Origin of the sequence: Haloarchaeobius sp. HME9146, assembly GCF_025399835.1 — an archaeon.
GTDB lineage: Archaea > Halobacteriota > Halobacteria > Halobacteriales > Natrialbaceae > Haloarchaeobius.
On sequence record NZ_JAODVR010000001.1, the window covers coordinates 1468647 to 1491366 of the forward strand.

Genomic DNA, 22720 nt, shown 5'->3' on the forward strand with positions numbered 1-22720 from the left:
CTTCCCGGTTGGGGGCGAGACCGGGTCGGGGGTGGACAGTCGACTCAGGAGAAGTACGTCGCCAATCGCTCTGCGGCCTCCTCGACCCGGGGCGTCACCAGCGCGAATCGGAACCAGTCCGAGCGCGAGTCGCCGAACGCCTCCCCCGGCATGCCCGCGACGCCCGCCTCGTCTATCAGGCGCTTGGTGTTCTCGATGGACCCCGGCGTATCACCGAACCGGGCCATCACGTAGAACGCGCCGTCCGGCTGGGAGTACTCCGCGCCGGCCGCGTCCAGCGCGTCCGTGAACGTCTCGCGTCGCTCGCGCAGGAGTTCCCGGTTCGCCTCGTAGTACGCCGGGTCGGTCTCGCGAAGCGCGTGCAAGACGGCGTACTGGGCCGGCCGGGACGCCGAGATGGTGACCAGCATGTGCCGGGACTTCGCGGCCTCGACGTGCTCGGGCGGCAGGATGGCGTAGCCGACCCGGAACCCGGTAATCGCGAACGTCTTCGAGAACGAGTTCGTGACGATGCGGTGGTCCGAATCGACCGAAAGGGCGCTCGTGAACCGCCCGGAGAGGTCGTAGTGGTCGTACACCTCGTCGCTCACGAGGATGGCGTCGTACGCCTCCGCGATGGCCACGAGTTCCCGAACCACGTCCTCCCCGTACACCGCGCCGGTCGGGTTGTTCGGCGAGTTCACGACGATGGCGGCGGTGTCGTCGCTGGCGGCCGCCCGCACGTCGGCCGGGTCGAGCGTCCCGTCGGAAGCCGTGTCGACGAATCGCTGTTTCCCACCGAGCATGTCGGTCTTGCCGGGGTAGTAGGGGTACACCGGGTCCGTCAGGATGATCTCGTCACCGACCCCGCGTTCGAGCGCACGCGCCATCGCCAGGTAGTTCGCCTCGCACCCGCCGTTGGTGATGACGACCTGGGACTCGTCGACGTTCCGTCTGGCGGCGATCTCCTCGCGAAGCTCGCGCAGCCCCTCCGAGGGCGGGTACTGGAACTGGAGCGAGTCGAGGTCCGCGTACTCGTGGAGACCCTCTCGCAGGGATTCCGGCGGCTCCCAGTCCGGGTTCCCGCTGACCATGTCGACCACGTCCCGGTCGGCGTGGACCGCGTAGGACATGATCTCGAAGAACAGCGGCTTCTCGTAGTTCATGTGGCATGCCTCGGTGCGCGGGGTGGAGTTTCTTTCGCCACGTCGCCGGGAGCGCCCGGAACCCGGTTCGACACCGAGAGTCCTGCCATTCAAATCACTGCCACTCCTTCCTCCCACCATGACCCAGATCGCAGAACGTCTCGGCGACGTGCTCCGCGAGCGCAACCACACGCTCGCGACCGCGGAGTCCTGCACCGGGGGGCTCATCGGGGCCCGCATCACCGATGTGCCGGGCTCGTCGGACTACTTCGACCGGTCGCTCGTCACCTACGCCTACGGCGCGAAAGAGCAGTTGCTCGGCGTGAACCGCGAGGACCTCGACGCCCACGGCGCGGTCTCGGAGTCGGTCGCTCGCCAGATGGCCCAGGGCGTGCGCGACACCGCCGACGTGACGTGGGGCGTCTCCACGACGGGGGTCGCTGGTCCGTCCGGCGGCACCCCTGACACACCGGTCGGGACCGTGTTCATCGGCATCGCCTACGCGGGTCCGTGGGGGACCGAGTCCTCCTACACGACGGTCGAGCGCTACCAGTTCGACGGCGACCGCGCGACCGTCAGGGAGAAGACGGTGGAGCAGGCACTCACTGACGTGCTCGACGAGGTGGAGTCTCTCGAATGAACAAGAAAGGACACGTGATGAACGCGGTGCTGTTGAGTATCGGCCTCGGCTACATCCTCGAACCCGCCGGGACGGAAGCGACCTTCGTGAAGATAATCGAGGTCGGCCTGCCCGTCACGCTCGGGGCGCTGTTCCCCGACGTGGACACCGAGTTCGGCAAGCACCGGAAGACCCTGCACAACCTCGGCATCCTCGCGCTGTTCATCGCCTTCCCGATACTATTCGACGGCAATCTCCAGTACGTCTGGATCGGCGTCCTCACCCACTACGTGCTCGACATCATGGGAAGCAAGCGGGGTATCGCCCTGTTCTACCCGTGGTCGAAGGAGTTCGGCCTGCCCATCGGCGTCGCGGTCAAGAGCGACCATGCCGACCTGATGACGGTCGTCATCACCGGGTTCGAACTCGTCGTCTGCTACGTCATCGTCTTCCACGTCCCGTGGGCGACGCTGGAGTTCGGACAGGGCATCCAGGGTATCGGTCTCGCCGCGTTCGGGCTCTAACGCGCCCCGCGGACAGAATCAGTACACGGCAACGTCGTCGAATCGACCTTCGTACGCGATGTGTCGCGGGTGTGTCGGCTCGGTCCCCTGCAGGAACAGCCGGTCCATCTTCGACCAGGAGTTCTCGTAGCCGAGATGGGCGAACTCGACCACACAGCGGAGCTGATGGCGGAGGCCGCGCTCGCGGCGAACCTGCCGTGAAACCCCGTCCTTGAGCGCGGAGACCAGGGCCGCTTCCGTGTCGAGGACCTGGTCGAACTCGGTCCACACCTCACCGATGGACTGGCTGAGGTGGGCGTACGACGACCCGAACGGTGCCCACCCGTCACGCTCGACTATCTCACGAGCCCGGTCGGCCCACTTCAGCAGGAGCTTCGGGTTGTACGCCTCGACAGCGTCGATCTCGTCACCCCATGTCTGCAGTTCGTGCTCGTCGAGGCTCACGTTCAGGAACTCGGGATGGGGGGCGAGCACCGCGGCGTCCTGGCGCGTCAGTTCGGCCATCGCCCCGTCGATGGTGATGAAGTCGGGGACGGGCTCGTCGAGCCCGATCGCGAGGACGTGCCGGCGATTCCGCCAGTCACCGGTGAATATCTCTCGGGCCGGGACCACGAGCAACTCGTCGTCGCTGTACGCCTCTGCCCGTCGGCGGATCTCCGGCAGGCGGACGAAGTGCGGTGCGTACACCAGCACGTCCAGCCCCCGCGACTTCGCGCGCTCGACGACCCCGTCGTCGAGCACCTTGACGTGCATGTCCACCCGCGACCCCTCGCTATCGCTCACACGCAGTGGTATCGTCAGGACGAGTTTAGTGGTTCCGTTTCGCGTTCGCACTGTCGGCTGTCTCATCTCGCACGGGTTCGCCATGCCGGGATGGCGAACACCGGTCCGAACAGACAGCCGACAGTGCCAGGACAACAATGAAATAGCCGACCTCCGTAGTTTCGCCAACTGATGCCGTGGGAATGCCGAATCGACGAGTGCAACACGACGTACCAGACCGTCGAGGACCTCATCGTTCACCAGAGCACCGAGCACGAACGGCAGGAGTGCAAGGTCTGTGGCGTCGTCGTCCCGGACGGCTACCTTGCCATCCGACACGCGTTCAACGAACACTCCCGCGCCGAGTACGTCCGGGCCTACGGCGCGAGCTCGGAGGAGGTCAGAGAGCGCGAACAGATCAAAGACCTCGTCGAAGAGAGCGCCGACCTGCAGGCGGTGGTCGAACGGCTCGGCGGCTCACCCGCGTAGACCGATCTCTTCGGAATCGGTGCGAACGTTCTGAACCGCGTCAGCGCGCTATCGAGGCGCTATCGCTCTTCGTTCTTGACTCACGGGGCTCCGCCCCGTTCGGGTGTCCGAGGAACTATCGTTCCTCACTGTCTCGCGGCGATGCCGCTCGACTGTTCGAAGAGCTATCGCTCTTCGCTATCCAGCACCCGGATCTGGTCACCACGCACGGTGACCGGAATCGGGACCGTCGCCTCGTACAGCTCGACGGTGACCTGGTCCTTGCCCTCGTCGATGCGCTGGACCTGCGCCTTCTCGCCCTTGAACGGGCCAGCGATGAGTTCGACGATGTCGCCCTCCGCGATGCCCTCGACGTCCGGCTTCGGGGAGAGGAAGTGCTCGACTTCGGAGATGTCGGACTCCCCCGGGATGACGCTGCGAGCGTGCGGGATGTCCTCGAGCACGCGCTCGATGATGTTGTGGTCGTCTGCTTCGACCATCACGTAGCTCGTCAGCGAATCGGGGGCGAGCGCTGCGTGGATGGTGGACTCTTCACGGTTCATGATCATGTCCGCGACCGTTCGCTCCTGGCTCGCGGTGGTTTTGACGGCGTATATCGGCATTGTTAGGCTGGTACGAACTGCATCACGAGGGCGATGAGAAAGCCCATCAGGCCGACGAAGAGGATGCCGGCCCCGGCGATTTTGGCGATTTGCGAGAATTCATCCCACGAGGGTGTGCTCGCCATCTTGAGCACGCGAACGTAGGAGGTGAGGTCCTTGGGAACTTCCATGCCCGGGGCTTTGTCATCAGTGCTTTTCTATCTATTGATGCGCGCTATCGCCGTCGATGCCGCCCTACGCCGCGGAACCGGGGGTGCTGGCCGCGTGACACGACAGGACATCCGGCGAGTGCGGTGCCGTCGCTGTGGCGACTGAATCCAGAGAGAAGACGATGGACGTGACCGCCTATCGGTCCGGCGCGGACTATTCGACGAAGTCGATGTCCTGCTGGACGTCCTGAGATTGCTGGGCCTGCTGGGTCTGCTGGGCCTGGCCCTCGTTGGTGTTGCCGTAGATCTGCGGGGAGTCGACGCCGGTGACGACGATCATGGTGCGCATGCTGCCGTCGAGGGTCTCGTCGATGGAGGTCCCCCAGATGATGCGGGCGTCGGGGTCGATGCGGTCGTATATCTCCTCGACGACGCCCTCGGCCTCCTCGATGCTCATGTCCGAGCCACCGGTGACGTTGACCAGCGCGGAGGAGGCACCGGAGATGTCCACGTCGAGCAGGGGCGAGCGGAGTGCAGCCTTCACGGAGTCCGTCGACTTGGCGTCGGAGTCGGACTCGCCGAGGCCGATCATGGCGACGCCGCCGCGCTCCATGACGGTCCGAACGTCGGCGAAGTCCAGGTTGACGAGGCCGGGCTTCGTGATGAGTTCGGTGATGCCCTTGACCGAGCGCATGAGGACCTCGTCAGAGACCTTGAACGCCTGGCGGACCGGCAGTTTGCCGACGGAGTCGAGCAGGCGGTCGTTCGGCACGACGATGACCGTGTCGCTCACGTCACGGAGGCGTTCGAGGCCGGCTTCGGCGTTGGTCCGGCGGACCTCTCCCTCGGCGGTGAACGGCGTCGTGACGATGGCGATGGTGAGCGCGCCCGCCTCGCGGGCGGCCTTGGCGACGACCGGCGCGGAGCCGGTGCCGGTGCCACCACCGAGGCCGGCGGTGACGAACACCATGTCCGAGCCCTCGATGGACTCGTAGATCTCGCCCTGCGATTCGAGGGCGGCTTCCTCACCGACCTGGGGGAGCGACCCGGCACCGCGCCCGCCGGTCTTCTGCTCGCCCATGAGGATCTTCGTGTCCGCGTCGATCTCCACGAGATGCTGGACGTCGGTGTTCGCGGCGACGAGCTTCGCGCCGTGGATGCCTTCCTCGTGCATCCGGTTGATAGTGTTCCCGCCCGCACCACCGCACCCGACCACGGTGATGTTGGTCTGGAGCTCCTGTAGTACGTCCTCGAGCTCGTCGTCGGTCATCTTGCCGGTGCGCTTCGGCTCGGAGTCCTGTGGAACTCCACCGGAGCGCTGGGCGGGGTCTCGCTCCTGGGACCCGCCTTCGGCCTCGTCGATAGCGTCTTCAACGATCGAATCCATCCTTAGCACCCATTATTTTATCGAGGTTAATTACCTTTCCCCCACTGTCCGACGGTCGTCAGACGTTTCGGCGCTCACGTCGTGATAGATGCGATTCCAGGCATATCCCCGTGACGCGGTGCGTGTTTTATAACTCAGACCGGGAACCGTTCGATTCGCTCCGAAGACACGTCCTCTGGCGTAATCGTACGACCGTCGACCTCGACGGGCCGTCCCCCGGCGAGTTGGCCGAACTTCGGTCCCTCCGGCACGCCGGCCTCGTGCGCCAGTTCGGGGTCGAAGCTGTGCGAGCGCGCGACGACCTCGCCGTCCTCGCGACGAACCTCGTCGTACTTCTCCGAGATAACGTCGACCAAGGCTGCGACGAAGGCGTCGTACTCCCCGGGCGAGACGGCCGCACGGCCGTCGACGCGGCTCCCACTCTGTATCGTCTCGTAGGCGACGAGGGATTCCGCCGCGGCGGCGAGGACGGCCTCGCGGTCGGTCCCCTGTGCCGCGTCGAGCAGGGCCGCCGGCAGCTCGCGAACCTCCCAGTCCTCGCTGACGGACCCGAACCGGAGCCCGTCCGAAACCGGGCAGAGACGCTCCTCGAGCCGGGCGACCGTGTCGAGGTCCTGCTCGTCGACCGCGCGGAGCCACGTCTCGCTGACGACCCGGTAGCCGAGGTCCGCGACGACGGCTTCGAGGGTCGGTCGGTCGCCCTCGACCAGCGCGTACTCGGCTCCGCTCTGGACGAACGCCTGGTCGATGACCTCCCGGTGTTCCTCGGGATGGCCCATCGCGTCGAGGCCCCAGTCCGCCGCGATGTGGCCCACCGCCCACGCGGTCTCCCGGACGACCCGTTCGAACCGGGGGACGTAGTGGCCGCCGCCGAACCCGACGACGGTGCGCTCCCGGTGTGGCTCAGCGTCTTCGATATCGAGGATGGCCTGTGCGACGGCTCGCGCGCCCTCGGGGTCGTCCCACTGTTTCTCGTCGCTCCCCAGCTCGACGAACATCGAGGGAACGCCGACCCGGCTCGGGCCGTGGTGGGTGCACTCCATGCCGACCTCGTAGCCCTCCGGCGCGTGCTCCGTGAAGGCATCGAGGAGTTCGGCCTGGGCGTTCGGACACGCCTCGGCGAGGCTGTCGTCCTCCCCGCCGAACTCTGCCGGGCCGAAGTTCCCGGTGAAGTGGGCGGTGAGGAGCGCTCCGGTGTCGCCCGAGTGGCGCGAGGCGAACACGAGCATGTCGGGGTCGTCGAAGGCGGCCGCCACGTCGTCGAGGTCGAGATGCAGGTCGTCGAACTCGCGGAGTTCGAACCCGCCGGTCCAGTAGACGGTGCCCCCGCCCTCGCCGTCGGGACGGGTCGGGTCGTCGGTCGACTCCCAGTCGGCGAGGTCGAACAGGTGGGACCCGATGTGTGTCGACGCGGAGTCCGCACGGCTCACGACTATCGCGATCACGGGCGAGCGTTAGCGAAGCGAAAACAAGTGGGTATCGGGTCCGGTCGAGCGTCGTCAGTCCGAGTGGTCGGCGACGGGAGCGTCACCGCCCATCGATTCCCTGGCGCGGTTCGCGGTCCACTGGAAGGTCCGCGCGAGTTCGTGACGCCGCCGCCAGAACATGACGAGGGCGATGAGGACGTAGACGACGGTGTAGCCGTAGAGGATGTCCATGCTGAGTGCATCCGCCTCGGGCCCAGACATCGTCAGGATGATGGCGGACTCGGCGGCGACCTGCGAGACGAACAGGACCAGCAGGAGGACGGCCTCTCTGACGCTGATCTCGAAGTTCGTGATGATGGCGATGGCGAAGAGGCTCTGTGCGGCCGTGATCCAGATCTCGGCTGCCTGCTTGTCGTCGAAGGGCAGCGTCCCGACGTCACCGAGGGCGATGCTGTAGACGATAGCGAGGGTCCCGATGAGGAGGGTCCACTGGTTGAGCTTCGAGGAGATGAGGGCGTTGAACCCGGCGGTCGAGCGCGCCTTGTTCACGAGGTAGGCGACGACGATGAGTTCCGGGCTCTCGGAGGCGAGCGGTGCGACCCACTGGATCATGAAGAACGGCGGGGCACCGAGGTCCTTCCCGATGAGTTCCAGCCCGTGTGCGAACGGGTGGACGGCGGTGTAGATGATGAGACCGGAGTAGAGGAACAGCGAGATGGACGAGAGCGAACGGAACGCGAAGGGAAGTTCCTGGAGGTACGCCGGGACACCGACCTGTTCCTCGTGTTCCTCGACGTCGCCGCGGACGATGATGATGATGTAGGCGACGTAGAGGCCGAGGAGGACAAGGGTGTCTGCGACGCCGATACCGCCGTTCAGCGGCACGAGGAACGCGAACAGGGTCGCGCCGAGCAGGAAGACGATTTCCAGGCCGAGGTCACGGTCGAGCGACACGGTGTTCCGGAGGAAGCCGTCCTTCTTGGTGACGGAGGGGTCCGCCGACGAGGCGGCCCGGTAGACGGTGAACAGGGCGATGCCAGACCAGCCGAGGCCGATGAGGATGCGGTTCGCACCCGTCATGTTCGCCACGGCGAGGTTCGCGTCGTGACAGGCCGCGGCAACCGGCGTCACGCCGTTCTCTATCTGCGCCTTGGTGAACTGGTTACACGCTTCGGCCGTCGCGCCGCCGTTCCCAGCGCCGAAGGCGTAGAGAGCGTCGACGGCGTACTCGGGGGCGACCGCGAGCACGGCGAGCACGGCGATGGCGAACGCCCGTGGCACGTCTTTCTCTGCCGTCTCGGCACCCCACGCGAGCATAAAGGACGCGCCGAGGACCGAGAGACCACTTACCGCGACTGTCATGAGCGAGGAGAACCCGAACGCGTCGGGACCACCCAACAGCCTCACACCCACCCACGGTGCTGTGAGGAGGGCGGCGAAGAGAAGGGCGGCCAGCGGGTGCTGGAGTCGTTGCCGAATCATACCTGAACCGTTCGTAATCGCGTAGGTAATGCTTGTGGTTTTCCGAGTCCCCGTCCTATCAGGTAATGAACGCTCGACATCGCTGTCGCGTCATCCCAGTAACCCGGCTCAATCGGGCTGTTCTCTTCGTACCACTTTAGTACTGTGTCGACGAATATCCAGCAAGAAACATGTTCGAGCACGTCCTCATCGCAGTAGACGGAAGTGCCTGTGCGAGCCGCAGCGCCCAGGCCGGAATCGCGCTCGCAGCGGCGTCCGGCGGGCAGGTCACCGCGGTCGCCGCCGCCCACGGGGAACTCGACGAGGCAGCCGCGCGGGCGGCACTCGACGAGGTCGAGTCGTTCGGCGAAGATGCCGGGGTGGCCGTCACGACGCACGTCGTCTCGACGCCCCCGGCCCAATCCATCGTCAACCTCGCAGACGAGGTCGACGCGGGGCTCATCGTGATGGGCCGACACGGGAACACGGGCCTCAGAGACAGGCTGTTCGGCAGCGTCACCAACCGGGTCCTCCGCACGGCGGACACCCACGTGTTGACCGTGCCCGGTGGGGAGTCCCCCGTCAGCGACTTCGAGACCATCCTCTTGCCGACCGACGGGAGCGAAGCCGCGAGCACGGCCGTCGCTCCGGCAGCCGACCTCGCCGACCAGTACGGGGCGGCCCTGCACCTGCTCAGAGTCGTCGACGTGCGGCAGGAGGCTGGCCCGTTCAGTGCCGGTGGTGTCGACCAGGCGTACGTCGACGACCTCCTCGAGAGGGAACTGGCGTCACTCGGAGACCTGGCCGACGAGTACGCCACCCTCGCCGGTGACGGCGTGACCTTCGAGCAGGCGACCCGTGCCGGAACCCCGAGCGAGGGTATCTCGGAGTACGTCGACGAACACGACGTCGATCTGGTCGTCATGGCATCCACCGGCGAGTCGAGTCTGGCCGGACAGTTGCTCGGCAGCACGACCGACCGCGTGCTCCGGCTCGTCGACCAGCCGGTGCTGGTCGTCAACCCGAACCGCTGAGATAGACAGTACGAGAACGTTGCAGGCGACGGACGACTTTTCACTGCCGGACGCATCGGCTCCGCGTATGCAGGTATTCGGACTCGTGGGGAACCCCGTCGGGCACTCGTTGTCGCCGCCGATGCACGAGGCGGCCTACGAGGTCCACGACATGAACGCGCGGTACGTGACGTTCGAACCCGATCCAGCCGAGCTCGAAACGGCCATCGACGGTGCCGACGCGCTGGGTATCAGTGGGTTGAACGTGACCATCCCGTTCAAGCAGGACGTGCTCTCGCTCGTCGACCCCGACGAGATGGCAGCGCGAATCGGCGCGGTGAACACCATCGACTTCTCGGGTGACCAGCCGACCGGGCACAACACCGACGCCGAGGGTGCCCGCCGCGCACTCGAAGAACAGGGTGACGCGACGCTCGCTGGGGCGACCGCTGTCGTGGTCGGGGCGGGTGGCGCAGGACGCGCCATCGCCTTCGCGCTCGCCGACGCCGGCAGCACGGTCCACATCGTGAACCGGACGGTCGAGCGGGCGACGAGCCTCGCCGCGGAGGTCCCGGAGGCAAGCGGGTACGGGCTCGACGCGCTCCCCGAACTCGTCCCCGATGCTGACGTCCTCGTGAACGCGACCAGTGTCGGCATGGAGGAGGACGTCTCACCGGTCCCGGCCGATACGCTCCACGAGAACCTCGTGGTCCTCGACGCGGTTTACAAGCCGCTGGAGACGCGGCTGCTCCGGGATGCCGCCGAGTGCGGCGCGACGACCGTCGACGGGGCGTGGATGCTCCTCTACCAGGGGGCCATCGCGTTCGAACTCTGGATCGGGCGCGACGCACCCATCGACGAGATGAACGAAGCACTGCGAACCCGCTTGCGAAGCGACAGGTAGCGGGTTTAAGTGCCGTCACCCGATACTCTCCTGTAATGGCACTGCTCAAGAAGTTGAAGTCGCTGCTGGGGTTGGACGACGACTCGCAGCCACGGTCCTCACGCGACGTAGGCGTGACCGTGGAGAAAGAGCGGCGCGAGCCCTCGACGGCGGCCGAGACGACGAGTACCGAGGCGGCAGCTGCAGAACCGGAGACGACCGAGGCAGAGACCGCGGCGGAAGCCGACGTCTCGGAGTCGATCGACGAAGCCGAACCCGAGACGACGGAGCCCGAACCCGAGACGGCGGAACCCGAGCCCGAGGAGACGGCACCCGACGAAGAGGCAGAACCCGAACCCGAGACGGCGGAACCCGAGCCCGAGGAGACGGCACCCGACGAAGAGGCAGAACCCGAACCTGAGACGGCGGAACCCGAACGCGAGGAGAGCGAGGACGCCGCCGAGGAGACTAAGGACACTGAATCCGACGCGCCGGAGGCCGAACCGGAGGCCGAGCCGGAGCCCGAACCGGAACCCGAGGAACCGTCCGAGCCGACCGACGATATCAAGGGAATCGGTCCGGCGTACGCCGAGCGACTTTCGAACGCCGGCATCGAGACGGTCGCCGACCTTGCGGATGCCGACCCCGAGGCCGTCGCCGAGGATACCGACATCTCCGCGACCCGCATCGAGGAGTGGGTGAAACGGGCCAGGGCGCGACGGTAGTACCGAAACCGCAACACGGTTACGTTCCGTTCTCTTTCCTCAGGACATGACCGACCCCCACGTCGTGACCAGCCGCGAGGCGTTCGCCTCGGCGGCGGCGGACGCTCCGCCGGGGGCACGCGTTCCGGTCGAGGTCCATGTTCGCGTCGCCGACCCGTTCGATGCCTATCGACGGGCCCGCGAGGACGCAGACTGGAACGCGTACGTGGAGACCACCGGCGGCCAGCCCGGCTGGGGCTACTTCGCGGTCGACCCCGTCGACGCGATGACCGTCTCGGCCGATGCGACGGTGCGTTCGACAGACTCGCGACCAGCCCAGTCGCCGACGCTCGCCGCGTTACAGGGACTCCTCGACGGCGAGACGCTCGTCCGCGGGGACTGTGACGTTCCCTACCCGTGCGGTGCTATCGGGTGGCTCTCGTACGACGTCGCCCGGGAACTCGAATCCCTCCCGGAATCGGCCGTCGACGACCGACAACTCCCGCACCTGCAGGTCGGGGTGTACGACCGAATCGCCGCCTGGGAGGAACCCCGTGACAGCGAGGAGACGACGCTCCGGATCACCGCCTGTCCGAGCGTGGCCGCAGACGACGACCTCGAGGACATCTACGAGCGCAGTTGCGAGCATGCACTCGACCTCGCAACCCGCGCGACGACCGGCGACCCTGGTTTCGGCGACCCGCCGGTGGCACAGGAGGACGCGACGTTCCAGAGCGACTGCGGCCGCGAGGCCTACGCCGACCGGGTCCGCCGGGTGAAGGAGTACGTCCACGCCGGCGATACCTTCCAGGCGAACGTCTCACAGCGGCTCGTCGCCCCGGCAGCCGTCCACCCGGTCGCAGCCTACGACGCGCTCCGGACGGTGAACCCCGCGCCGTACTCCGGCCTGTTCGAGTTCCCCCGACTCGACCTCGTCAGCGCCAGCCCCGAGCTCCTGCTCGACCGGGACGGCGAGTCGGTTCGGACCGAACCCATCGCCGGCACGCGCCCCCGAGGACACACCCCTGAGGAAGACGACGAGCTCGCGGCCGACCTGACCAGCGACGAGAAAGAGCGGGCGGAACACGCGATGCTGGTCGACCTCGAACGCAACGACCTCGGGAAGGTGTGCGAGTACGGGACCGTCGAGGTGGCGGAGTACCGCCGCGTCGACCGGTACTCCGAGGTGATGCACCTCGTCTCGAACGTGACCGGTGACCTCCGGGACGACGCGACGCTGGCAGACGCTATCGCCGCGGTGTTCCCCGGCGGTACCATCACCGGCGCACCGAAGCCCCGGACGATGGAGATAATCGACGAGCTCGAATCGACCCGGCGAGGGCCCTACACGGGGAGCATGGGCCTGTTCGGGTTCGACGACCGCGCCACACTCAACATCGTCATCCGGACGCTCGTCCGCTCGGGCGACGAGTACCACCTCCGCGTTGGCGCGGGTATCGTCCACGATTCGGTACCCGAACGAGAATACGAGGAGACGCTGGACAAGGCCCGGGCGCTCGTCACGGCGGTTGACGAGGCGCTGGGCGACCGGGCGGGCCTGACCGTCGAGGGGGCAGGCGATGACTGAGATACTCGTCGTCGACAATTACGACTCGTTCGTCTACAACCTCGTCCAGTACGTCGGCGAGCTGGCCGACAGCGTCGTCGTCCGCCGGAACGACGCTATCGACGTGGCTGGCATCGAGGAACTGGACCCGGACGGTATCGTCGTCTCGCCGGGGCCGGGCACGCCCGCGGAAGCTGGGGTCTCCATCCCGGTGTTCCGCGACCTCGACTATCCGACGCTGGGGGTGTGCCTGGGGCACCAGGCGCTCTGTGCGGCCAACGGCGCGCCGGTGGTCCACGCCCCCGACGTGGTCCACGGGAAGCCCTCTGTCATCACCCACGACGGGCAAGGGATCTTCGCGGATGTGCCCGACCGGATTCGCGTCGGGCGCTACCACTCGCTGGCGGTCGAACGGGCGGACCTCCCCGACTCGCTGGTCGAGACGGCCGCGACCGACGACGAACGCGACGTGCTGATGGCGGTGCGCCACCGCGAGAAACCGCACGTCGGCGTGCAGTTCCACCCCGAGAGCATCCTCACGGGCGACGTGAGCGAACCGGCGGCCGGCGCGCACCTGTCGCTCCGCGTCGGCAAGCGACTCGTTGCGACGTTCATCGACCAATGCGATACCACGTAGACGGCGAACTGGTCCCGGCCGAGGACGCGACAATCAGCGTCCGGGACCGGGGATTCCAGTACGGTGACGCAGCGTTCGAGACCATGCGGGCCTACGGCGGCGACGTGTTCGAGTGGGAAGCCCACGCCGACCGGTTGCGCCGCTCGTGCGATACTCTCGGGTTCGACCACGGGTTCCCCGACGAGGAGCTTCGCGCTCGCATCGACGAGACGCTCGACGCGAACGACCTCGAAGACGCCTACGTCAAACTCTCGGTGACTCGTGGCATCCAGCCCGGGACGCTCGCCCCTCAGCCCGAAGTCGACCCGACGGTGGTCGTCATCGTCAAGCCACTGTCCAGGGGTGGCAAGGGAGCGGATCCAGTCTGGGACGGTCCCGCCGTCCTCCAGACGACGAAGACACGCAAGCCGCCGGCGAACGCACTCCCACCCCGGGCGAAGACCCACAACTACCTGAACGGTATCCTCGCCCGGAACGAGCTGGTCGAAGGTGCCGACGAAGCTCTGCTTCGCGACCAGGCGGGGAACGTCTGCGAGGGCGCGACGAGCAACCTCTTCTTCGTGAACGAGCACGGCCTGCACACCCCGAGTGCAGAGCTCCCGCTCCTGCCGGGCATCACCCGCAAGGTCGTGCTCGAACTCGCCGAGGAGGAGGGCATCCCGGTGTGGCAGGACCGCTATGGGCTGGAGGACGTCCGGACCGCGGACGAGGCGTTCCTGACGAACTCGACGTGGGAGCTTCGGCCGGTCGCGACGGTCGATGGGCTGGACGTGGGCGGTGGCCCCGTCACCGACCTGCTCCGGAGCAAGTTCGCCGCGCTCGTCGAGCGTCGCCACTACGATGGTGAGCGACTGGAGGAAGCGCCGTCGGAGTCCGGGGCTCCCGAGGACACAGACTAGCGAACAGGCGACGCGAATCGAGACCACGCGCGGGGGCGTCGCGCAACCGCGGACCGGCGCGTGGCGGGTCAGTGCACGCCGACGCTGGCCGCGGTTTCGTACTTGAATTCTCGCTACGTCCCGCCCACGTCGACCCGTTCGACCCCGTCGACCTCGAGCACGAGGTCCTTCCCGTAGGCGGTCGAGGGGGTCTGGTACCCGGTTTTCAGGTCGCCGTCGAGTGCGCGCTTCGTGGTGAGTAGCGCAGTGTCGCGGGTCAGCGCGTACCCGTTCGGTGTCTCCAGCCGGGAGACGACCGTCTTCTCGCCGTCGGTGGCTTCGCCCCATATCTCGCCGCGTCCCTCGCGGAGCTGTTCGTCGTCGGGGCCCTTCACGCGCCGGTTCACGAGCCACTTCAGGAGTTTCTGTGCGGGGGCCGTGCCGAGGACGGGCGCGAGTTTCCGGAACTTCCGGAGCCGGTTGATGGTCTTCGGGTGGGTCTCGGAGTACACCTGGACGTTGGGGATGCCCGTCGAGTGGTAGGCGGTGAACACGTCGCCCCAGGGGATGGTCATCGTGCTGCGTTCGCCGTAGCTGAACTCGATCTCGCGGTCGCGGTACGCCTGGGGCACCTGGACGATCTCGCCGTCTTCCCTGACGACGCCACCCTCGGCGATGTTCTCGACCATCGTCATCGCGGTTCCACGGGACATGCCGCCGAGGCCGCCGAGCGCCAGCGAGAGGTCGGTCGCGCTGGGCAGACGGTCGTGGAGGTGCGCGGCGAGGCAGTCCGACGGGACCACGTCGAAGCCGACGCCGGGGAGGAGCATGACACCGGCTGCGTCGGCGTCCTCGCCCCGTTCGGCGATGTCGCGGAACACGTGCCACTCGCCGGTGATGTCGAGGTAGTGCGTTCCGGTCTCGATGCAGCCCTCGACGATGGGGTCGGCGGTGTGGGCGAACGGGCCGGCACAGTTCAGCACCACCTCGACGCCTTCGAGGTAGTCCGCGACGGTCCGGGGATTCTTCGCCTCGAAGACGCGCGAGCGACAGCCCAACTCCTCGGCCTGGTCGTGAACCTTCTCGGCGGTTCGGCCCGCGAGGATGGGGTCGAGGCCGTCGACGGTGGCCTGCTGGGCGATGAGCCGCCCGGTGTAGCCGTAGGAGCCGTAGATGAGCAGGTCGGACATAGGTGACACACCTCACGCCGGGGACAAAAGCATGCGTGAACCCCACGCCACGACCGTGGCGTTCAAATCGGTCCGGGCGTAACGGCCACTGCATGGACGCGGACAGTCGTGTGACGACGGTCGCGGAGGTCCCCGAGGACGAGACCTTCCTGTTCACCGTGATGGAGGGGTTCGACGAGCGCGAGGTCGTCCTCACGAAGCTTCCCGACGGCACCGTCGAGGCCTACATGAACTACTGTCAGCACTGGACCGACGTACGACTCGACAAGGGTTCCGGTGGCACCGTCAGGGACGACGAACTGGTGTGTACGAGACACGCCGCGACCTTCCGCAAGGACGACGGGGTCTGTACCCACGGCCCCTGCGAGGGCGCGGTACTCGAGACGGTGGACGTGACCGTCGAGGACGGTGCGGTCTACCTGACGGACGACGACTACCGGTTCGACCACGTCGGACAGGCCAGCGACATCGACCTATCCTCCGGTGGGCGAATCGGCTTCGACGGGCCCTGACGGGCCTGTGACTGTCGGACGCTTATTCGACGACGAACGCTGGTTCCTCCAGCGATTCGCTCTTGCACTCCGGACAGCGTGAGGGACGGTTCAGAAGGTCGTCGAAGTCCGTGAACCCGCATTCCCGACATTCAGGTGGTGCCACGAGCAGTTCCTCCTCGGCGTTGTCGAGCGACCGGGAGATGTGTTCGACGTGGCGAAGGGCGGTGCCGGCTGTCACCTCGAACTCCGTGGCGAGTGCACTCGGGGTCGAGGCACCCTCGCGAAGTCTGTCGGTGATGCGCTGGCGGGTGGTTTCGTCAGCCTGGCGCATGGGCGTGAGTCGGACCCACACAGGTAAATCTCTTGTTCTCACCGCGGGTAGGAGTCGAGGATGCGACGGCGGACCTATCTGGCTGGTGTCGGGAGTGTGTCGGGTGCCCTGGGTTCGCTGGCGGGGTGTCTGGGTGCGCGAGGGGACGGGGAGTCGAACCGGACGTCGACCGCCTCCCGTTCGCGCACTGCCGGGGCCAGCACTGCGCCTCGGTCCAACACGCCCACCGACCCGGACACACCAGTCGCGTACACGTATTGCCGGCCGACGGGGAACCGCGTCGCCGCTGGAGCGGGTGCTGTCGATGCGGTGGACCCGGTCGACGTCGACCTCGGTGGCATCCCGCAGTGGCTCGTCGCCCTTCCCGAATCGAAGTGGCAGGGCGCGGGGACGCTCTGGGTCGCGATGCTGGGCGATGGCACGCTGGAGAGCGTCCGAACAGTGGGCCGCGACGTCGAACCGGGACCCTCGTTCCGCGCACTTTCACGGGCAAGTCCGGTCGCACTCGTCGGTGAGACAGGCGACTCGACCGACGAGGCTCCACGGTTGCTCGCACCCACTGGTTCCGAGTCACCACTCTCACATCCGGTCTCGGTCGCTGGCACACTGGTCCGGGTCGGTGGGTCCGGCGACCTGCTTGTCGGCGAGAACCGCCTCGACATCGATGCGCTCCCCGATAGCCGCGTGACCGTCGACCCCGATTCCGGTCGGGCCGTCGTCCTAGCCGGCGCGACCGACCGCTACGCCCACGGCGCACTCGGCGACGATATCGAGGCCAGTCGGGTCGTGGTCGTCGACGTGGCGAGTGCGACGGTCGAGGCGTCCATCGACGTCTCGCCGGCGGTCGTCGAGGGTATCGCACCCATCCTCGCGGACCTCACCGGCGACGGCCAGCGCGACATCGTCGTCACCGAGACCGACGCCGAGTCCGGTGCCCGACTGGTCGCCTACGACATGGCTGGCTCGCTGGTGGCCCGCGGGCCCGCCATCGGCTCGGGCTTTCGCTGGCGGCACCAGCTCGCGGTCGCGCCGTTCGCCCCCGATGGCGAGCCCGAACTCGCCGTCACGAAGACGCCACACATCGGCGGCACGGTCGAGTTCTATCGCCGCCGCGGCGACCGACTGGACATCGCCGCGACGCGGGAGACGTACTCCTCGCACGCACTCGGCTCGCGCAATCTCGATATGGCCCGTGCGGGCGACTTCGACGGCGACGGCCGGCTCGAACTCGTCGTGCCGACGCAGGACCGCCGTCGGCTCTGTGGATTGCATCGCATCGATGACACACCCGGCGTCACAGAGGCGTGGTGTCGGCGCGTTGATGGGGAGATTGCGACGAATCTGGCAGCTCAAGCGGCCGGCGCACTCGAACTCGGTGTCGGCCGGGCGGACGGCGTACTCCGTATCTGGCCGACATGAAAGACAAAGACCTTAGTGTAGGCTACGAAACGCGCGGGTAATGAAAGCCGTCGTTCTCGCTGGAGGATACGCAACGCGACTGTGGCCCATCACCAAACATCGCCCCAAGATGTTCCTCCCTGTCGGCGACTCGACAGTCATCGACCAGATATTCGCCGAACTGGAAAACGACGACCGCATCGACGAGGTGTTCGTGAGCACGAACGAGAAGTTCGCGCCCGAGTTCGAGGAGCACCTCGCCGAGACCGACTTCGAGAAACCGACCCTCTCCGTCGAGGACACCTCCGAGGAGGACGAGAAGTTCGGCGTCATCGGCGCGCTCGCCCAGCTCGTCGACCGCGAGGGCGTCGACGAGGACCTCGTCGTCATCGCCGGTGACAACCTCATCAGCTTCGACGTCTCGGAGTTCGTCGACTTCTTCGAGGCACAGGACTCGCCGTGTCTCGCGGCCTACGACGTGGGCTCGAAGGAGCTCGCGAAGTCCTACGGCCTCGTCGAGCTCGACGGGAAGCAGATCGTCGACTTCCAGGAGAAGCCCGACGACCCCAAGAGCACGCTGGTCTCCATCGCCTGCTACGCCTTCACCCGCGACACCGTCGGCCTGCTGGAGGAGTACCTCGAGGGCGACAACAACCCCGACGAGCCCGGCTGGTTCATCCAGTGGCTCCAGAACCGCGAGCCGACGTACGCCTTCACCTTCGAGGGGGCGTGGTTCGACATCGGGACCCCCGACTCCTACCTCGACGCGGTCGCGTGGTACCTCGGCGGCGAGAACTACGTCGCGGAGTCGGCCGAAATCGCCAACACGACCCTCGGCGAGAACGTCCACGTGATGGAGGGCGCAGAGATCACGGACAGCCACATCGAGGGGTCGGTCATCTTCCCGAACGCGACCATCGAGGACTCGGACATCCGCGACTCCATCATCGACGAGAACACGCACCTCGACAACCTCGACCTCGCCGGCGCGCTCATCGGCGCACACACCCACATCACGAACGGGCACTGAGCCGGTTCGGGCGACGTTCTGGTTCTCTGCTCGACTACTCGCCGCGGTCGCGCTCCCAGTCCGGGGGCGGGTCCCGGACGGTCTCGCTCTCTTTCGCGACGATACGCAGGTAGATCGCCAGGACGCTCCCCATGATGACGACACCGCCGACCAGCAGGTAGACGATGAGCGTCCCGGTCTCGTTCAACGCGAGCGTCGAGAGCAGGAGCAACAGGAGCAAGCCGAGGCCGACGATGACCGCGATGGCCTTGCGGAACGAGAGGAGGTGGTCGATGAGGTCGCTCATGTGAGACGGGTCTGTGGGAGGGGAATTGACTGTTTTGGGTGCTGTTCGCTGGCGCTGTCGAGACGGGAACCGGTAGTCGCTCCGAATCGAGGGGCGGAACTCGTACTATCGATGGTGGGGACGGCGAGCAGCTGACTCGCGCTGGTGGCGATGGAGACCGCATCCGCACCGGCAACCACACCGCACCACACCCTCCCCAGCCGATTGCGCGCTTCCTTTCGCTCCGCTGGCGCTTCGCTCCAGTCCAGTGCTCATCCCTCGCGCGGCTCCGACTCGCGGTCGCACTGGCTCACGGGTCGTTCCTCCCCGTTCGCTGTCGAGGCGACTGCGTCGCCTCGCACGACACGCTCCTCGGCGCGCGCCAGAGAGAAAGAAAGGGAATCGAGGCTATGGGCTGGGCCGGGTCTACAGCAGACCCAGCTCTTCGAGGTCCGCTTCGAGCGCGGCGGTGTCTTCCTCGTCCATCGTGGTGAGGGGGTCGCGAAGATCGCCCGCGTCGAAGCCGCGCAGGGAGAGCGCGGTCTTCACGCCGGCCATGTACGGGCCGCGCTTGAGGGCGTCGCGGATGTCGTACACCTGGCTCTGGAGTTCGCGGGCGCGGGCTTCGTCGCCCTCGTCGTAGGCGTCGTAGAGGTCGACGACGATCTCGGGGAAGACGTTCGCGACGGCCGAGACCATCCCGCTACAGCCGACTTCGAGACCGGGGAACAGCAGGGAGTCCGACCCGGAGAGGAACGTGAGTTCGGGGTGGGCGTCGATGGCCTGCCCGAGCCACGGGACGTTCTTGCTGGAGTCCTTGATGCCGACGAGGTTGTCGATGGTCGCGAGCTCGTCCACGGTGTCCAGCGAGAGGCTGTTTCCGGTCTTCGAGGGGATGTGGTAGACGTACACCGGGAGGTCGGTGGCGGCGCAGACCCGGCGGTAGTGTCGCAATGCGGCGTCGTGGTCGAGGGGGAAGTAGTACGGCGTGACGACGACGAGGCCGTCGGCACCGGCCTGTTCGGCGGCTTCGGCGCGTCGAAGCGTCTGGTGGGTGCTGGGTGCACCGACGCCGGCGATGACGGGAACACGGTCACCGACCGCGTCGACGACGGCCTCGATGGCACGGTCGCTTTCTTCGCCGCCGAGCATCGGGCCCTCGCCGTTGGTCCCGAGCGGGAACACGCCGTGTGCGCCGCCGTCGACGACGTACTCCGCGTGGGCCGCCGTCTGCTCGTAGTCGACCGATTCGTCCTCGTGGAACGCCGTGATGGTCGGCGGGACGACCCCGTGGATGTCGAGCGGGTCGTCGCTGCCGGATGTGGGTGCGTGGCTGACCATGTGGCTAACAAATTACACGGAATCGAGTTAATTGTTGCTGTGCTCGTTCCATCGACCGCGGACCGTCTTCGCGAGTGGGCGGGCGACCAGCACGATCGCGAGGACACCGAACACCGCCAGCAGTCGCAGGTCGACGGGTGCCGTGCCGGTCGCGGCGCGGGCAGACTGGACGATGACCATATACATCAGCACCCAGGGGGTGATACCGATGGCCGTCCCGAGCGCGAAGGAACCCGTGGGGACGTTCGAGAGCCCGGCTCCGTAGGACACCACGTCCGCGGGGGTGGGCGTGAGCCGGATGGCAATCATCCCGCGGAGGTCACCGGTCGCGCCGAACGCGTCGCTTCCAAGCTCGCGGAACCGGCCGAGGATAGCCGAGTCGCCCTCGTAGCGTTGCGCGAGCAGGTACGGGGGCATGGAGGTGAACACCGTCCCGACGATGGCGATGGGGAACCCGAGCCAGCCGAACCGGAGCAGGATTATCAACGAGAACAGGCTCACCGGGAGCGCGAGGAACGGCCTGACGAGGTAGGCGAGGACCAGCGCGAGGAGGAAGACGTAGTCGTTCTCGACGGCCGCGACCAGCCCGGAGACGTCACCCTTGAGGAGGGTTCGGCCGACGATGGCGACGCTCACCAGCGCTAGGACGACGAGGACCGACCGGCGGGAAGCTCGCATCTACCCTGTTTCAAGGGTAGGATTCACTTGACGGTTGCGAGATGGGGAGAGACGAACTGTTCCATCACTCCGTTCGTCGAGCTGCTGGGGTCACTCGCTGTCGCTATCGCCGGCGGTGTTCCCGGTGAGCACGCCGTAGAGGAACCCGAGGACGACCACGACGAAGCCGCCTTTGACGAGGCCGTCCGCGAGCGGGGACTGGGGAGGGAGCCCGGTCTGCTGGGTGATGAGGGCCTGGATGGTGAGGATACCGCCGGTGAGGATGGCTGCGATGCCGAGGAGCATGGGTCGGACACCTGCGAGTCGCGTCGTGGTGGAGGGACTGCTATCACTCATTGTGTTGTCTGTGTGTCGTTGAACCGACGATTCCCGTGGGCGATAAATCAGTTTTCTGCTCGCGCGAAAAGAGCGCCCGAGAGCGGGCACGAGACCTCCGAGAAGCCAACCTACGACAGCCCGGCCAGCCGGTTCAGCGCGTAGACGGTCCGCAGCATCTCGGCGCTCTTGCCGCGGTCGAAGACGAGTTCGTCGGTCGAGAGGACGAAGTCGAGCACGTCGCTGGAGGAGTGTTCGGGCGCTGCACCGATACCCGAATCGGTCTCGGCGGCCCAGCGCATCACCCGCAGGTCGGACTTCGAGTCGCCCATCACGAGCGCGAAGGGGTCCTCGACGCCGAGCACGTCGAGCGCGGCCTCGACGCCGGCGACCTTGTCGAGTTCGAGGCTGGTGACCTCGGCGGCGTCGGCCTCGTAGTAGGCCACGTCGATGCGCTCGAACGTATCTCGCACCGCGTCGGGCATCGCGTCGAGGTCCACGTCGGGGAAGCCGCCCTCTCGTTCGAGGACGCCGCGAATCTCCGGGTCGGCCTTCGCGTAGTACCGGCGGGACCAGTTGGCAGTCGACTCGGGGTCGGTGTCGGTCGCACGCGCCACCGCCTCTCCGACGAGGTCGAGTTGGTACACCAGCGCCTCGTCGATTATCTCTCGCGACCGCTTGCTCCCGGTCTCGAAGTTCGGCTTGAGGGTGACGTTGAACTCGTTGCCCTGCAGGTGACAGCCGTGACGGATGCTCTCGGGCGCGTCGGTGAGCACGCGGGCGCGCACGTCGTCGAACACGTCCCTGACCGATTCGTCGAGGTCCTCGTAGAGGAGTTGCTTCGTATCTGCGCCGTGGCCCGGCGTGAACACGCCGTTGCCGGCCTCGTAGACGATGCTCAGGTCACCCGAGTGGACGACCTCGCTCCCGAGGCCCTGTATCATGAAGCCCTTGACGTTCTCCAGGGTCTGCCCCGTGCAGATGACGATGGGGACACCGTCCTCGTGGAACTCGGTCAGCAGGTGGAGCGTCTCGCGCGGAATCTCGTTGTCGGTGTTGCCGGCCGAGCGCAGCGTCTCGTCTACGTCGAGCACGAGGACGTTCACGGCGCGGCCGTACTTCGAGTAGAGGTCGAGCGCGGTGAACGCCTGGTCGCGGGTGGCGCGCGCGGCGACCTCGGCGAAGGTCTCGCCCGCGGCGAACGCCTCACGGACCTCCGCCTTTCGGTCCTCGAGTTCGTCGCTCGCGTCCTGCCAGTGTTCGAGGGCGACGCGAGAATCCACCGGGGGAAACACGTCGACGAACTCCTGGTAATCGCGCAAGGTCGCGGTGTCGAAATCGTCGTACAGCTGGTAGAGCAGGTCGTATCGTTCCATGAGTATAGGAGCCTTCGAAGGGCACGGATAAAACGGTGGATGCTGGCACGGGATGTGGCTGCAGACACCTGCTGTG

26 protein-coding genes are annotated in these 22720 nt (G+C 66.8%); 12 read left to right on the top strand and 14 right to left on the bottom strand.

Annotated elements, in window-relative coordinates:
* Positions 1-44: 44 nt before the first annotated feature.
* Positions 45-1145 carry a pyridoxal phosphate-dependent aminotransferase gene (locus N6C22_RS07470; protein WP_261650471.1) on the bottom strand — a complete coding sequence of 367 codons (1101 nt, stop codon included), beginning with the start codon at positions 1143-1145 and terminating at the stop codon, positions 45-47.
* A 118-nt stretch (positions 1146-1263) separates the two neighbouring features.
* On the opposite strand from N6C22_RS07470, the gene N6C22_RS07475 reads away from it, so the two are divergent.
* Together N6C22_RS07475 and N6C22_RS07480 are read left to right on the top strand one after the other, a co-directional pair.
* Positions 1264-1764 carry a CinA family protein gene (locus tag N6C22_RS07475; protein ID WP_261650472.1) on the top strand — a complete coding sequence of 167 codons (501 nt, stop codon included), beginning with the start codon at positions 1264-1266 and terminating at the stop codon, positions 1762-1764.
* Positions 1761-2267 carry a metal-dependent hydrolase gene (locus N6C22_RS07480; protein ID WP_261650473.1) on the top strand — a complete coding sequence of 169 codons (507 nt, stop codon included), beginning with the start codon at positions 1761-1763 and terminating at the stop codon, positions 2265-2267. The genes N6C22_RS07475 and N6C22_RS07480 overlap by 4 nt, the downstream gene beginning before the upstream one ends.
* An 18-nt stretch (positions 2268-2285) precedes the next feature.
* Here N6C22_RS07480 and N6C22_RS07485 read toward each other — a convergent pair whose 3' ends face one another.
* Positions 2286-3050: a PHP-associated domain-containing protein gene (locus N6C22_RS07485; RefSeq protein ID WP_369684395.1), complete on the bottom strand. Its 765-nt coding sequence runs from the start codon at positions 3048-3050 to the stop codon at positions 2286-2288.
* Positions 3051-3221: 171 nt separating this feature from the next.
* Here N6C22_RS07485 and N6C22_RS07490 point away from each other — a divergent pair, with 171 nt between their 5' ends.
* Positions 3222-3518 (top strand): hypothetical protein, encoded by a 297-nt coding sequence (locus N6C22_RS07490; protein ID WP_261650474.1) that lies wholly within the window; start codon positions 3222-3224, stop codon positions 3516-3518.
* 164 nt (positions 3519-3682) lie between these two features.
* On the opposite strand, the gene N6C22_RS07495 is transcribed toward N6C22_RS07490, so the two are convergent.
* From N6C22_RS07495 to N6C22_RS07515, 5 genes are all read right to left on the bottom strand, one after another.
* Positions 3683-4120 (bottom strand): transcription elongation factor Spt5, encoded by a 438-nt coding sequence (locus tag N6C22_RS07495; RefSeq protein WP_261650475.1) that lies wholly within the window; start codon positions 4118-4120, stop codon positions 3683-3685.
* Between the two features lie 2 nt (positions 4121-4122).
* Positions 4123-4290, bottom strand: coding sequence for a protein translocase SEC61 complex subunit gamma (locus N6C22_RS07500; protein ID WP_261650476.1), 168 nt, complete (start codon positions 4288-4290; stop codon positions 4123-4125).
* A gap of 193 nt (positions 4291-4483) precedes the next feature.
* Positions 4484-5656: a cell division protein FtsZ gene (gene ftsZ, locus N6C22_RS07505; protein WP_261650477.1), complete on the bottom strand. Its 1173-nt coding sequence runs from the start codon at positions 5654-5656 to the stop codon at positions 4484-4486.
* A 134-nt stretch (positions 5657-5790) separates the two neighbouring features.
* Positions 5791-7101 (bottom strand): D-aminoacyl-tRNA deacylase, encoded by a 1311-nt coding sequence (locus N6C22_RS07510; RefSeq protein WP_261650478.1) that lies wholly within the window; start codon positions 7099-7101, stop codon positions 5791-5793.
* A 54-nt stretch (positions 7102-7155) separates the two neighbouring features.
* On the bottom strand, positions 7156-8562 hold the full coding sequence (locus N6C22_RS07515; protein ID WP_261652543.1) for a sodium:calcium antiporter: 1407 nt from the start codon (positions 8560-8562) through the stop codon (positions 7156-7158).
* Between the two features lie 173 nt (positions 8563-8735).
* On the opposite strand from N6C22_RS07515, the gene N6C22_RS07520 reads away from it, so the two are divergent.
* The 6 genes from N6C22_RS07520 (at position 8736) to N6C22_RS07545 (ending at position 14247) form a co-directional block, all read left to right on the top strand.
* Complete coding sequence (locus N6C22_RS07520; RefSeq protein ID WP_261650479.1) at positions 8736-9578, top strand: universal stress protein; 843 nt, start codon at positions 8736-8738, stop codon at positions 9576-9578.
* 67 nt (positions 9579-9645) lie between these two features.
* Entirely contained in the window at positions 9646-10461 is an 816-nt protein-coding gene (locus N6C22_RS07525; protein WP_261650480.1) for a shikimate dehydrogenase, read from the top strand.
* Between the two features lie 35 nt (positions 10462-10496).
* A complete protein-coding gene (locus N6C22_RS07530) occupies positions 10497-11165 on the top strand; it encodes a helix-hairpin-helix domain-containing protein (protein ID WP_261650481.1) in 669 nt (222 codons plus the stop codon).
* 46 nt (positions 11166-11211) lie between these two features.
* The gene (pabB, locus tag N6C22_RS07535) at positions 11212-12732 is read left to right on the top strand and encodes an aminodeoxychorismate synthase, component I (protein WP_261650482.1); all 1521 of its coding nucleotides are present in this window, start codon (positions 11212-11214) and stop codon (positions 12730-12732) included.
* Positions 12725-13348: an aminodeoxychorismate/anthranilate synthase component II gene (locus N6C22_RS07540; RefSeq protein WP_261650483.1), complete on the top strand. Its 624-nt coding sequence runs from the start codon at positions 12725-12727 to the stop codon at positions 13346-13348. Before pabB ends, N6C22_RS07540 begins: the two co-directional genes overlap by 8 nt.
* Entirely contained in the window at positions 13333-14247 is a 915-nt protein-coding gene (locus N6C22_RS07545) for an aminotransferase class IV (protein WP_261650484.1), read from the top strand. The genes N6C22_RS07540 and N6C22_RS07545 overlap by 16 nt, the downstream gene beginning before the upstream one ends.
* A gap of 113 nt (positions 14248-14360) precedes the next feature.
* Here N6C22_RS07545 and N6C22_RS07550 read toward each other — a convergent pair whose 3' ends face one another.
* Positions 14361-15416, bottom strand: a complete 1056-nt coding sequence (locus N6C22_RS07550; RefSeq protein ID WP_261650485.1) for a trans-acting enoyl reductase family protein — start codon at positions 15414-15416, stop codon at positions 14361-14363.
* 92 nt (positions 15417-15508) lie between these two features.
* On the opposite strand from N6C22_RS07550, the gene N6C22_RS07555 reads away from it, so the two are divergent.
* Positions 15509-15928 (top strand): Rieske 2Fe-2S domain-containing protein, encoded by a 420-nt coding sequence (locus N6C22_RS07555; protein ID WP_261650486.1) that lies wholly within the window; start codon positions 15509-15511, stop codon positions 15926-15928.
* 22 nt (positions 15929-15950) lie between these two features.
* Here the strand turns inward: N6C22_RS07555 and N6C22_RS07560 are convergent, their stop codons facing one another.
* Positions 15951-16241 carry a transcriptional regulator gene (locus tag N6C22_RS07560; RefSeq protein ID WP_261650487.1) on the bottom strand — a complete coding sequence of 97 codons (291 nt, stop codon included), beginning with the start codon at positions 16239-16241 and terminating at the stop codon, positions 15951-15953.
* A gap of 309 nt (positions 16242-16550) precedes the next feature.
* Here N6C22_RS07560 and N6C22_RS07565 point away from each other — a divergent pair, with 309 nt between their 5' ends.
* A complete protein-coding gene (locus tag N6C22_RS07565) occupies positions 16551-17660 on the top strand; it encodes a hypothetical protein (RefSeq protein ID WP_261650488.1) in 1110 nt (369 codons plus the stop codon).
* Between the two features lie 40 nt (positions 17661-17700).
* Complete coding sequence (locus N6C22_RS07570; RefSeq protein WP_261650489.1) at positions 17701-18669, top strand: NDP-sugar synthase; 969 nt, start codon at positions 17701-17703, stop codon at positions 18667-18669.
* 34 nt (positions 18670-18703) lie between these two features.
* Here the strand turns inward: N6C22_RS07570 and N6C22_RS07575 are convergent, their stop codons facing one another.
* The 5 genes from N6C22_RS07575 to N6C22_RS07595 all read right to left on the bottom strand — a co-directional run bounded on the left by N6C22_RS07575 (position 18704) and on the right by N6C22_RS07595 (position 22644).
* Complete coding sequence (locus tag N6C22_RS07575) at positions 18704-18955, bottom strand: hypothetical protein (protein WP_261650490.1); 252 nt, start codon at positions 18953-18955, stop codon at positions 18704-18706.
* A 405-nt stretch (positions 18956-19360) separates the two neighbouring features.
* The gene (gene dapA / locus N6C22_RS07580) at positions 19361-20275 is read right to left on the bottom strand and encodes a 4-hydroxy-tetrahydrodipicolinate synthase (RefSeq protein WP_261650491.1); all 915 of its coding nucleotides are present in this window, start codon (positions 20273-20275) and stop codon (positions 19361-19363) included.
* 27 nt (positions 20276-20302) lie between these two features.
* A complete protein-coding gene (locus tag N6C22_RS07585; RefSeq protein WP_261650492.1) occupies positions 20303-20953 on the bottom strand; it encodes a TVP38/TMEM64 family protein in 651 nt (216 codons plus the stop codon).
* Positions 20954-21043: 90 nt separating this feature from the next.
* On the bottom strand, positions 21044-21289 hold the full coding sequence (locus N6C22_RS07590; RefSeq protein ID WP_261650493.1) for a hypothetical protein: 246 nt from the start codon (positions 21287-21289) through the stop codon (positions 21044-21046).
* 110 nt (positions 21290-21399) lie between these two features.
* Positions 21400-22644, bottom strand: coding sequence for an HAD hydrolase family protein (locus N6C22_RS07595; protein ID WP_261650494.1), 1245 nt, complete (start codon positions 22642-22644; stop codon positions 21400-21402).
* Positions 22645-22720 lie beyond the last annotated feature (76 nt).